Source organism: Ensifer sp. M14 (assembly GCF_003355565.1).
GTDB lineage: Bacteria > Pseudomonadota > Alphaproteobacteria > Rhizobiales > Rhizobiaceae > Ensifer.
The window spans coordinates 1-12,128 of record NZ_QJNR01000011.1 but is presented as its reverse complement, the minus strand read 5'-3'; the positions used below and the strand labels follow the sequence as shown (position 1 = coordinate 12,128).

The following is a 12,128-nucleotide window of genomic DNA, read 5'->3' as shown; positions in this document are numbered from 1 at the left end:
TTCCTCAGTACCGCCGCCAAGGCGACGTGGTCGCCCTGTAATAGGGTTTGTAGGAGATGTGCCGCAGATAGACCTTCCGCATCAGCGGATCGGATTTCGCCATCATTCGAAGCAGGCCGACGATCACGATCCAGACGGCGATGCCGAAGAGTGCTGAATACGCGGTTAGAACGACGAAGATGAGGATTACGGCGGCAAGTCCCGTAATCAACACGAGTTCGCGGTCTGCGCCCATCAGCAGGTTCGGCCGCGAAAGGGCGCGATGGATGCGGTTGCGCTGCAGTCTGGGCACAGGCTCAACCATCGGTGCCCTCTCCTGCTCGGCCGGATGGAGTCTTTGTGATTTGCTCATCCACCAGCCCGATCGATGCGCCGGTTGCGCCGAAGAGGCCTACGATCTGTGTCGCGCCGAGAAGAATGCCGGCGACCAGGACGACGTACATGAGCCGTCGGGCAAAGTCGTTGAGTTCACCGCCGAAGATCAGCATCCCGCCCGCGATGGCAACGGCGGCAAGCGCGATGTATCCGGCCACCGGGCCGGTGATCGATTCTTGAATTTGCTCAAGTGGTCCTTCCCACGGGAGGCCGCCGCCCGAGCCGGCCAGCACCGGCGCGGTCGTTGCAAAAAGGCTGGGCGCCGCAATGAGCGTGATGGCGATCAGTGCCTGCTTAGGCGACATGGCGTGCCTCTTGTTCTTCGGTGAGTTGATCGGATTCGATCTGGTACTGGCCATCGGCAAACTGCTCGACGTGGATAACGTCGCGGACTCGGCGTCCACGCGAGGTCCGCTCGATCGAAACAACCAGGTCGACCGCCTCACCGATTACTTCCTTCATCGGCTGCTGGCTGGCCTCTGCGGTCAGTTGCTCAAGACGGCGCAACGCGGAGGTGGCGGTGTTTGCATGGACTGTGGCGACGCCACCTGGATGACCGGTGTTCCATGCTTTGAGTAGCGTCAGTGCAGCCCCATCACGGACCTCGCCGACGACAATCCGGTCGGGACGCAAACGCATGGTGCTCCTTAGAAGCCGCGCCATATCGATGGTATCGCTCGTGCGCAGGACCACGGCGTTCTCGGCTGTGCATTGGATTTCGGCCGTGTCCTCGAGAATAACGAGGCGATCTTCCGGCGCGGCTCTGACAATCTCGTCGATGACAGCGTTCGCAAGCGTCGTCTTGCCCGAACCGGTTCCCCCGGAGATGATAATGTTGAGCCGCGCGGAGACTGCGCTGCGGATCGTCGCCGCCTGATCACCCGTCATGATACCGGTCCGAACGTACTCATCGAGCGGGATGAGATGTGATGCCCGGCGCCGTATGGTGAAAGCAGGTTTGACGACGACGGGGGGCAACAGACCCTCGAAACGATGGCCGCCGATCGGGAGCTCACCCGAGATGATCGGCTGTTGTGCATCGACTTCGGACTGAAGTGCATGTGCCACCGTGCCGATTACCATTTCCGCAGCTGCTGGTGACATTTCGCCAGCGGGCGTAACGCCATGGCCGAGGCGCTCGATGAAGAGTTTTCCGTCCGGATTGAGCATGATCTCGACGACATTTGCGTCGTCGAGGGCAACGCAGAGCTGTTCGCCGAGGGCTTCCTGAAGTTTGCGGACAAGCCGGGGGTGAGATCGAAGCTGGTTCACTGACCTCTCCCTACGCCGCTTGGTCAAAAGGGTGGGTGATGTTAGACCGGTAGTTGGCGGGGCGGAGCCTCAGCAATATGTCTCGGTTCGCAGCCAGGGTGCCTGCGACAGCCATGGTTACGCCGATCTTCTTGGGCTCGCCAAGGCGCTGAAGCGGCCATCCGACCCGGGCGAGGAGCCGTTCGAACCGCAGATCAGTAACCGTGACGATATCGGTGAAGCGGTTTGCGAGACACCATTCGATGATGCCGGTGAACATCGTGAGCGTTATTTGGTGTACCGAGCCCCCTCCCCGTCCATCCTCAATGGAGGTATCCACGCAAAAGCGGGAACTCTCGATCATCCCTGTGTGAGCGCGAAGCCCCTCACTTGGAAGAAGTGAGGAGAAAACACCCGCCAGCATGGTCGGGCCCAGTGCTGGTAGAAGGCGCGCACAACCCACCACTTGCCCGGCCCCGGAGACTGCTAGGATGTACGTTGGCTCAAGTGCGTCAAAGCCGTCCGATTCGTGGTCGCCCGTAACATCCACTTCCCATCCGAGCCGATCAGAAAAGACACGAGCCCGCAGTTGATGGTGAGTCCGTAGAAGTCTGGTCTCTTCGACGTTGCGGGGCTTCGAAATTGCGAGAATCTGCATGAAACTCTCCGTCCTTGGTTGTTCGACGTGAGAGCAGCACAGATTAGCGTCGGGGTGCAGTTGTAGGATTCTACAAGCTTATTCGCGACTGAGTCGCACCCCAAGGCCCCGGCGTTTTACGAAAACGTGCTTTTTGAAGCCCGGTCGTAGGGCTGGCCTTGCATGATTCACAGTAAAACGCATGGTGAACATCAAGAGATCAGTTGTGCACTAAGTAGCTGAATAAAAGAGATAAATCGGTGTTCTCCGGGAAGCGTGACGTCCCTGCGTTAACCCTTTGTTAACTCTATATTCCTTGTCAGCCGGACGGAATCACTCATAATAACGGTTAGGTTGAGTATCTGACTGAAAAACCGTTATTCGAAAGCTTCCTTGCAATGAACGCTAATTCGCCGTCCATGGCACCCGTGCAGCCAATGCAATTCGAGGATCTGATCCTGGAGCAGGGCGATCTGATCTCGAAGAAGCTTCATCTGTTGAGCATGCAGCAATTCCCGCCGAACGCAAAGAAATTGCTGCGCCAGTTTTCGCTCAACGAGGTCGCACAATTCCTGGGCGTGTCACAAAGCACCCTGAAAAAGCTGCATCTGGAGGGCAAGGGTCCCCTCCCCCAGACCTCTTCATCGGGTCGGCGTTCCTACAGTGCCGAGCAGATGGTGGAACTGCGCCAGTATCTTGACCAGCATGGCCGCTCCGAGGCGCGCAACTATGTGCCGCAGCGTCGGGCCGGGGAGAAGCTTCAGATCATTGCTGTCGTCAACTTCAAGGGCGGCTCGGGCAAGACAACGACCGCCGCCCACCTTGCCCAGTACATGGCGCTGACCGGGCACCGGGTGCTCGCGGTCGATCTCGACCCCCAGGCCTCGCTGTCGTCTCTTCACGGCTTTCAGCCTGAACTCGACATGACCCCGTCGCTCTATGAGGCGATCCGCTACGATGACGAGCGTCGACCGATCACCGACATCATCTTGCCGACGAATTTCCCCGGGCTCGATATCATTCCCGCCAATCTAGAATTGCAGGAATTCGAGTACGACACGCCCCTGGCAATGACGAACAAGAACTCCAACGACGGCAAGACGTTCTTCACGCGGATATCGCGTGCGCTTGCCGAGGTGGACGACCGGTACGATGTCGTGGTGATCGACTGCCCTCCTCAGCTTGGTTATCTCACGATCACGGCGCTGACGGCAGCGACAAGCGTCCTGATCACCATCCACCCGCAGATGCTCGACGTTATGTCCATGGGGCAATTCCTGCTGATGCTCGGTGGCATCTTGAAGCCGATCCGTGATGCAGGCGCCGAAGTTAATCTGGAATGGTATCGCTATCTGATTACCCGGTATGAGCCGACCGACGGACCGCAGGCGCAGATGGTCGGCTTCATGCAGACCTTGTTCCACCAGTTCGTCCTCAAGAACCAGATGCTGAAGTCGACGGCGGTTTCTGACGCCGGCATCACGAAGCAGACACTTTACGAGGTCGACAAGAGCCAGATGACACGCTCGACCTACGAGCGTGCAATGGAATCCTTGAACTCGGTCAACGCTGAAATAGCAGATCTCGTGCATGCATCCTGGGGACGGAAAGTTTCGGGCTGACGACGTCGGCTATCGGAATGGCGTTCAGTACATAGGCAAATGGAGCATTAAAATGGCGAGAAAGAACCTGCTGGCAGGCCTGGTAGACGCAGCGGACAGCCCGCAGGCGGACCTTGCACCCGCCTACCCGATGCGCGGCGCGTCGAAGAGCATGGTTCGTTCCCTCGATGAACTCTCCAGGCAGGCCGATAAATTCCTTGAGGGTGAAGCGGTCGTCGAACTCGATCCTGAAACGATTGATGGATCCTTCGTGGCCGATCGTCTCGAAGACGACAAGGAACAGTTCGAGGCTCTGAAAGAAGCCATTTCCGAGCGCGGTCAGGACACCCCAATTCTCGTGCGCCCTCACCCGACCGTTTCCGGTCGCTATCAGGTCGTATTCGGGCATCGCCGTGCGCGCGCTGCCCGCGAACTCGGCCGTAAGGTCAAGGCGGTTGTCAAGGCGCTCGACGACAAGACGCATGTGATTGCGCAAGGGCAGGAAAACTCTGCTCGTGCCAACCTTACATTTATCGAACGGGCACTGTTTGCGCGGCGTCTGGAGACGCTTGGCTATGACCGTGCAGTGATCTCGTCGGCGCTTGCCGCAAATGCCGCGGCGGTCTCCAAGATGATGTCCGTGACAGAGAGGATCTCTGCGCCAGTCATCGAAAGCATCGGGCCTGCACCATCCGTCGGTCGCGAGCGTTGGCTCGAACTGTCGCTTCTGGTTGGAAAGCACGCCAATGCGGAAAAGGTCGCGGACATTGTCAATGAGGCTGCGTTCTGCACACTGAGTAGCGATGAACGCTTCAATGCACTTTTCAACGCTCTAAACAGAAGCGGCAAGCCGGTTAGAAAAACATCGGCATCGGTTAAGCAGGCCTGGCAGACAGCCGACAAGGCGGTCTCGGCTCAGTACTCGAACTCCGGCAAGGCATTCGCAATCTCGATGAAATCGAGGAATGCTGGTCGGTTCGGACAGTATCTCGCTGACAACCTGGATCGGCTATATGCCGATTTCCTGGCTGCGAGTGATGGAAAGGAAGACTGAACGCGCAAAAGAAAAAGGCCCCCAGACGGTACCATCGTGGAAGCCTCTCTCATCGTTTAGCAGCCTGAGAATCGCACTTCCACGAATCGCAGTCAAGAGTCTTTGACACCGGAATGGGTGAGCGGACGTTTTTTGCCTGAAGACAGGTGAAAGAAGATGCAAGGTGGAAGTGTGACGACGCCCTTCGGGCGGCGATCGGTGACGTTTGGGATGTTGGCAAGCCAATACATGTCCCGCGAAATCGCGCCCGAGACATCGGCCGACAAGTGGAAACTGTTTCGTGCGCTGTGCCAAGCAAAAGCCAGGCTGGGCATCAGCGAACGTGCATTGTCGGTCATGAACGCACTCTTGAGCTTTTATCCCGACGCTACCCTGTCGGAGGAAAACGGGCTTATTGTGTTCCCCTCCAACACGCAGCTTTCGCTGCGGGCCCACGGTATGGCCGAAGCCACCTTGAGGCGGCACATCGCGGCACTCGTTGAAGCCGGCCTCGTCGCACGCCGGGACAGCCCGAACGGCAAGCGTTACGCGCGCAAGGACAGCGATGGTAGCATTGACGAGGCGTTTGGTTTCTCGCTTGCGCCGTTACTGTCGCGGGCAGGCGAGATCGAACAACTGGCCGAAGAAGTAGAGTTCGATCGGGTGCGGCTGCGCAAGCTCCGTGAACGCCTGACGATCTGCCGGCGAGATGTGGGCAAGCTGATCGAGGTCGCCCTTGAAGAGGGTGTGCCAGGCAATTGGGAAGAGATTCACGAGCATTACCGCCGCCTGGTCATCTCTGTTCCGCGGATTGCCGTGGCCGCAACGATAGAGCCAATCGCGGAAGAAATGGAAATGCTGCGCGAAGAGATCTCTAACCTTCTGGAAATTCGAGTAAATGCTCAAAAACTGATCGGCAGTCCCGATCAAACTGAGCGGCACATACAGAATTCAAAACCCGAATCTACTTATGAATTTGAACCTAGCTCTGACAAAGAGCAGGGCGAAAGGCCGAGGGAGGCCATTAGGTCGCCGGGCGAACCGCTGAAGGCATTTCCTCTTGGGATGGTTCTGCAAGCCTGCCCAACAATTGCAGATTATGGCCCGGGAGGCGGGGTGTCGAGCTGGCGTGACCTGATGCAGGCCGGCGTGGTGGTTCGATCAACCCTCGGGGTCAGTCCGTCGGCCTACCAGGATGCGTGCGAGGTGATGGGGCCGGAAAACGCCGCTGCGGTCATGGCGTGTATCCTGGAACGGGCAGGGCACATAAATTCGGTCGGTGGCTATCTACGCGATCTGACGTCCCGGGCACGGCGCGGCGAGTTTTCGTTGGGCCCAATGCTGATGGCTCTGTTGAGGACACGCGGGGTGGAAGAGCGAAGGGCATCGTGAACAGTCGACTTGCGAAGGCCTTCTGTTCTCCGGGTTGTCATCTGACAAAAAGGCAACGAACTCCCGCGAAATCAATGCGTTAGCGGGGTCGTGCGGGGCGGGTTTGCAAAGATGGCGGCTAACTACGGCGCCATCTCATGGATTTGTCAGCTGACAAAAGCGCCGATTTCCGTAGCCGATTCAAACAGTTGGCTGGGGAGTGGTGATGTCGTGATTTTCGGTCAGGCGGATTTTTGTTGAGGGGTTCCTGCCAGAACCGATGCTGATGGCGCTATACGTTGCCGGCCGTTTGCATTGTCGCCAGATGTTTCGAGCAATTGGAGCGGCTGGGAGTCCTAGTCCAGTGACTACCGGTCTATATTCAACGAAGGGAATATTCGATAGCATCGACATTAGTTGGGATGCCATGTGATGACCGTGCGGGGGGCGAAGAGGTCATGCGAAAGGCAATGATCGTTATCGCAGTGTCGAAATACAAGGGAGCTTACCCAGCGCTTCCGGGTACGCTGACATGCGCAGCTAGGCTGAAAAGGTGGGCTGAGGCGAAGGACGCGGGTCGGAACTACGAAGTGCTATCCCTTACTGACGAAGGCGATTTGCCAGTTTCGAGAGATCGGCTCGAGAACGAGATTTCAGCTTTTGTTACCACCCGGTTCATTGATCGGCTCGTCGTGTGGTTCGGTGGGCATGGTTTGATGAGGGGGCGGAGCCAAATCTGGCTGCTCTCAGGAATTCATGAACGCAACACTGACGCCGTCGATGTCTTCGCCTTCACCCGCGCACTTCAGAAGGTAAACATAGGAAAGTTCAATCGCCGCCTATCCGCGGGACAACTGAGCATCATTTCTGATTGCTGTCTCACGACCGCCAAAGAGGTAGATGGACCTTACGGGACTCCTGTTATCAGCCGGGTTGGGGAATACAGTTCCCTGAACTTCGACCGCTTTGCCTCAACCGCTCCTGGCGCGTCGTCCTTCCATATTTCGAAGGATGGCAACTCAACCTGTCTGTTTACCGACTGTATGCTCGGGGCACTTTCCGGCGAGGTCGAGGAAGCCATCGTGCGCTCGGACCATCGTCACAGTCCGGCGATCGTCAATCACAGTCTCGCCCAGTACCTCATGAAAGAGATCCCCGACAGGGCAGCGGTCTATGGTGAATACATGGAGCCCGACATCGCCACCGGCCTATATCCGCCAGATAATGTCTATCTAAAGCTAGAACCAGGCCTGATGCCGCGTACGAGTGCCAGTCATCGGCCGCCTGGCGAGAAGAGACTTGATCCCGGTGGAGTAGTGGCGCCTGAGGAAGGGAATGAGGCTCAGACCCCAGCGAGCGATAGGATCCCGCCGCTATGGGCGGACGACCCCGACATTGCGTTTCGTCTGGACAGCGCCGCACTTCACATCAACAGCCCTTCACCGTTTGGAGTGGGCGAGTGGGTGTTTCCGGCCTCAAAAGGGGATCGTCAATGGCAGTTCGTGGGTAACAATCCGCCCTCCGCTGTCGTGAGCGGGAAGACCCTCGCAATCTTGTGCGACTTCGAGCCGGATGGCTTCGCGCTGGATCCATTCGCTGGAATCATCGTGCGACGTAGCTCACCCTATGTTGAAATCCATGTTGTCCAGCCCAGAATGAACGCTGTTGCGATTCTGAAGGACGATCATTGGACGCTTGTTCCGATTTTTCACGGAACGGTCGCGGCGATGTTCACAAACCTTCCACGCAACGTGCCGCTGTTCGACATAGCCAATCAACGGTGGGATTATATGTTGTGCGATGCGCTAAGTACGAAAACGCGCGCGCTGCCGCGAGTGGCAGATGCACCCAACCTCGAACGGGGCTTGTATCATAGCGATGACAATCCACTCCCTTGGATTAACGTCGCTCAACTTTACGCTTTGGCGAATGAATTCGCGAATGTTACTCGGCTCGCCCAGTACATGTCGGAGGGTTCCGCAGGGGGACTGCCGTTCGACATCGCTCTCCTTTGCGCGACGAAGCTGTACTGGGGGTTCGAGGACAACCAGTTGGTCGCATATGCCCACCTCCCAGCTGCAACCCCCCAGGGCTTTCCTGGAGAATGGCTGTTGCCCGTTTCATGGCCCGCAAAAGCGCATGTGCGGCTTTCGGGGATCGCTCCGATCACGACTATAGGCTGGAGTTTCCTTCGGCACGAACGCCTGTTGGGCGCTGACAGCCCCATCGTACGCTTCGCTGATCGCCTTAGCGGCGCCCCGTCGACGGGCTTTAACGTGTCTTCGACGCCGGACTTCCTTTCAGCATTTGGTTACCGGGTATTTGAGAACACCATGGCCGACCGTGCGATCGACAGTGACATTCTTCAAAGCCGAGCCGGGGCCGCATACCAATGGAGCACACATGTTCAAGATCATTTTGATACATGGGATCAATAACCATCAACGCTCCGCAGAGGAGATCGGTTCCGAATGGCAAACTGCCTTGCTTGAGGGCATGCGGCAAATCCGGTTCACACCCTCAATCAGCGACATCAGGTTCCAGGCCGCCTACTACGGCGACGTCCTATATGAAGAAACTGAGGAATGGGCGCGCCAAGGCTCCGACGGGCGGGTCATGGGTCCCGAGGACGAGGCGGTGGCACCTAGAATCGACCAACTTTATCGTGCTCTCTACGAGCGCTGCGGCGTTACAGACGCGATGATCGCGGACTTCAGGAGGAAGGAGGCGGAAACGGAGCATGAGGTTACTCCATTGGCCAGGGGCATACACAAGCGATCGTACAAAGCGATCGCTCGTGCGATCGAATACGTTAATCCTGGCAAGGGACAATTTCTTACAGGCGTATTTGCAAAGCAGGCAGCGGCCTATTTGTTTAAGCCCGGGCTCAAAGAGAGAATCGATAAGCTCGTCGCCAAACAAGTGTTCGAGACGCTAAACGCGGATGACAAAATCATAATAATTGCGCACTCGTTGGGAACACTCGTCGCCTACGACCTTCTAAGATCCTACAGCGAGATCCCGGTGAAGACATTCGTGACCCTTGGATCACCCTTGGGTGCTGCCATGATTATGGATCGGCTCGGGCCTCCATTTATCTGTCTGCCGAATGTCGGCGCATGGGTCAATGGAACTGATCCCAAAGATTTCGTTGCGCTTGGCCCTCGGCTGGACGGCAAGAACATTGGGTGCGACCTTATCGAAAACCACGTTGACCTAGACAATGGTCACGAGGATGCTCACGGCATCGCACCCTACCTGAGGCAGGCGAAGATTGCCGGGGCGATTGAGAAAGCAATCACCTAAAAAGTTGTCAGGCTTGATGCCAAACGGCGGATGCGTCGGTCGCTGTCCGCAGACAGCAGCGCAATCATGTCATCAACCGAGCGGCATCCCTGTTTACGCTCCGCGTCATTGTAGTAGCGAGCAGCTTGCGTCACGGATTTGTGCAGCGACTGCTGCATCGCTTCGGGAAGAGGAATGCCGCGATTGGCCGCCTCGGTCAGATATCCCGACCGCAACCCATGCGCAGAAAACGACGCCGGATCGAGCCCCACCTGTTTGCAACGGTTCTTCAGAATCAGATTGACCGACTGCGGTGTTAGAGCCCGCCGATTGACATTTCCCCACTGATCAATGCGCCGGAACGCGGGACCTTCCTTGATCTGAGCCTCGTCGAGCCAGCGTTTCAGCGTCGATACCGGCCGGTCGATCACGATCACACGTTCGTCCTCGTCGCTTGTCGTCGTCTTCGCGCGGCCAAGACGGATCGAAAGGCAGGGAAGGGGAGGGGAGGGTCAACAGGCGCCGGAAGTCACCGCTGCCGCGGCTCAGGGTGAGAGCGTTGAGCTGAGACTGCGGAGCGATACCGAGTACCTGCGCATGGCGTTGCAAATCCTTAAAAACCAGGCCTCAGAAACCATGCCGTCCAATCGCGGCAAAAGAAGCCGCGCGATTGGTCGCCTGATGAACCGTGCCCTCAGCGGCGGATGAGACCAAATCGGTGGGCTTCGTCCAGCAGGACCCGGACGGAGGAGGGCTGCCATTTCTTGCCGCCGCGCACCGGCCGTTCTCCCATCTGATCCAGTTGCGCGGCAATGTCGCGTAACGACAGACCGGGATCGGCAATGGCGATCGCCGCCACCAGCTTCATCAGATGGTCCTCGGGGGCGCGGCGAGGGGACCGAGCCAGGAGGTCTTTTTCCGCGAGCTTTTCGTGGACCAGGCGATGAACGGCCCGACGCAGGCGCTCGACGGTCCAGTCGTGACCGCGGCGATTGAGCACCCGCACGACATTATCCCAACTGTGTTGCGGCCGGAGTTGTCGCACCATCGGCAACCACGTCTGCGCGGATGCAATGAGCTCATCGAGATAGAGTTTCTCGCGTGCTTTGGAGACTGCCTTGATCGCTTCCGGTCGCCGCTCTCGTAGGCCGGGGTTTCCAGGAAGCTTGCCGCGCGCCCTCGCCGCCTTGATGCCGGCCTTCGTGCGTTCGGCAATCAGCGCCCGCTCAAGCTGCGCGACGGCACCAAGAACCTGAAGCGAAAACATGCCCTGCGGGGTCGAGGTGTCGATCGGATCGCGGATCGAGCGGAAATGCACGCCACGCTCCTCGAGGTCTTCGATCACCGACAAGAGATGACTGACCGACCGGGCCAGTCGATCGAGGCGGACGACAACGAGGACGTCGCCGGCGCTGAGCTCCCCGAGCAATCGCGTCAACACGGGTCGAGCCCGCGACGCCCCGGAACCGTGCTCCTGATAGATCCGATCGCAGCCGGCGGCCCGTAGCTCATCGATTTGGGCATCGTGAACCTGGTCGTCCGTCGAGACGCGGGCGTAGCCGATCTGCCGCTTGAGGGGCTGTTGGGCGTTAACGGATTGTCGCTTCGCCATCGCGCTTTTAACGGCCTCGTTTCGACTGCTTTGTACAGATAAGGAATGCGTGAGAAATGGAACCTTTGCAAGCGTGTTTTATTGCGCGAATGGAAGCCCGCCAGACTCGAAACGGCAGTGCGGATGACCGACGGCCGCAAGCGGTGACGAAACCGCGTCAGCGGGCTCCTGTGGCGGAAATGGCCGGAAATCGGCTGGTTTGAAAGGGATTGGGTCGCGCCCTGTCGTTTCACGCGGAACAGGAGATGGAGGAATCGACTGGCTGCCCGGTTTGCGCCGGGCGCTCGGACCGGGTCAGTCCATTCGATCCGGCAGGTGAGGCCACCGAACAAGTTTGAAAACCCGCTGGAAAGCCCGGATTTCCGGGCAAATCCGCCGATCCAGGGCGGCCGAAATAGCTGGATCGGGTCTCCAAAGCCAGCATTATCGATACGGAGTCCCTATCGATAGCGATGATGGGCGAAAAGTATCGTACGAATGACGGAAATATGAGGCCAATTGGCTTCCGTTTGTGAAATTTGAGACGTTAATTCATATGGTTAAAATACACATAAACACGAGAAGCGGCTCGGTAGCCGGGGGTAGCAGGGGCATATTGTGAGGCTTTTGATTTGCAATTCAATGGAAGCGAAGCTGAGATATCGCCCCTCGACTTTTACCTTGCTGTTTCAGCGCGGGGCAGGGGAGGAGCCCTTTAAAACCCGGGTGCCTTGGGAAAATGTTTGGAGGCCGAGCCTCAAGACCGTGCCGGCGGAACGTTTTCGCACCAATCACCCAGTCTGGGGAAATGTTGTATTGCTAGCTTAGCAAGACACCGCGTCGATTGACGAAGCCATCCGAAAAATACAACTTGTGAGTTATACCAATCGTCACTGAGTCTGACTCTCATGATTCCCAAAAGCCGACGAATCTGAATCGATGGCGCAAACAGGAGGTTTGCGATGGGTTCGGCGATTTCGTTGC

10 protein-coding genes and 1 pseudogene are annotated in these 12,128 nt (G+C 57.8%); 5 read left to right on the top strand and 6 right to left on the bottom strand.

Annotated features, from left to right (window positions below; translation table 11 throughout):
• Positions 1-4: 4 nt before the first annotated feature.
• From BLJAPNOD_RS27070 to traI, 4 genes are read right to left on the bottom strand one after another with little or no spacing between them, the layout of a single operon-like run.
• On the bottom strand, positions 5-304 hold the full coding sequence (locus BLJAPNOD_RS27070) for a conjugal transfer protein TrbD (protein ID WP_057207444.1): 300 nt from the start codon (positions 302-304) through the stop codon (positions 5-7).
• Positions 297-680, bottom strand: a complete 384-nt coding sequence (locus BLJAPNOD_RS27065) for a TrbC/VirB2 family protein (RefSeq protein ID WP_115422151.1) — start codon at positions 678-680, stop codon at positions 297-299. The genes BLJAPNOD_RS27070 and BLJAPNOD_RS27065 overlap by 8 nt, the downstream gene beginning before the upstream one ends.
• A complete protein-coding gene (gene trbB, locus BLJAPNOD_RS27060) occupies positions 670-1,647 on the bottom strand; it encodes a P-type conjugative transfer ATPase TrbB (RefSeq protein WP_115422150.1) in 978 nt (325 codons plus the stop codon). The genes BLJAPNOD_RS27065 and trbB overlap by 11 nt, the downstream gene beginning before the upstream one ends.
• A 10-nt stretch (positions 1,648-1,657) precedes the next feature.
• The gene (traI, locus tag BLJAPNOD_RS27055) at positions 1,658-2,284 is read right to left on the bottom strand and encodes an acyl-homoserine-lactone synthase TraI (protein WP_115422149.1); all 627 of its coding nucleotides are present in this window, start codon (positions 2,282-2,284) and stop codon (positions 1,658-1,660) included.
• A 377-nt stretch (positions 2,285-2,661) separates the two neighbouring features.
• Here traI and repA point away from each other — a divergent pair, with 377 nt between their 5' ends.
• The 5 genes from repA (at position 2,662) to BLJAPNOD_RS27030 (ending at position 9,574) form a co-directional block, all read left to right on the top strand.
• Positions 2,662-3,885, top strand: coding sequence for a plasmid partitioning protein RepA (gene repA / locus BLJAPNOD_RS27050; protein ID WP_115422148.1), 1,224 nt, complete (start codon positions 2,662-2,664; stop codon positions 3,883-3,885).
• 52 nt (positions 3,886-3,937) lie between these two features.
• Positions 3,938-4,918, top strand: coding sequence for a plasmid partitioning protein RepB (gene repB / locus BLJAPNOD_RS27045; protein ID WP_115422147.1), 981 nt, complete (start codon positions 3,938-3,940; stop codon positions 4,916-4,918).
• 156 nt (positions 4,919-5,074) lie between these two features.
• Positions 5,075-6,289 carry a plasmid replication protein RepC gene (repC, locus tag BLJAPNOD_RS27040; protein WP_115422146.1) on the top strand — a complete coding sequence of 405 codons (1,215 nt, stop codon included), beginning with the start codon at positions 5,075-5,077 and terminating at the stop codon, positions 6,287-6,289.
• 569 nt (positions 6,290-6,858) lie between these two features.
• Positions 6,859-8,706 (top strand): hypothetical protein, encoded by a 1,848-nt coding sequence (locus BLJAPNOD_RS27035; RefSeq protein ID WP_147294595.1) that lies wholly within the window; start codon positions 6,859-6,861, stop codon positions 8,704-8,706.
• Positions 8,672-9,574 (top strand): hypothetical protein, encoded by a 903-nt coding sequence (locus BLJAPNOD_RS27030; RefSeq protein WP_147294594.1) that lies wholly within the window; start codon positions 8,672-8,674, stop codon positions 9,572-9,574. The genes BLJAPNOD_RS27035 and BLJAPNOD_RS27030 overlap by 35 nt, the downstream gene beginning before the upstream one ends.
• A 62-nt stretch (positions 9,575-9,636) precedes the next feature.
• Here the strand turns inward: BLJAPNOD_RS27030 and BLJAPNOD_RS27025 are convergent.
• Positions 9,637-10,062 (bottom strand): annotated as a pseudogene (locus tag BLJAPNOD_RS27025) (tyrosine-type recombinase/integrase); the annotation flags it as partial.
• Between the two features lie 185 nt (positions 10,063-10,247).
• The gene (locus BLJAPNOD_RS27020; RefSeq protein ID WP_115422142.1) at positions 10,248-11,165 is read right to left on the bottom strand and encodes a recombinase family protein; all 918 of its coding nucleotides are present in this window, start codon (positions 11,163-11,165) and stop codon (positions 10,248-10,250) included.
• Positions 11,166-12,128 lie beyond the last annotated feature (963 nt).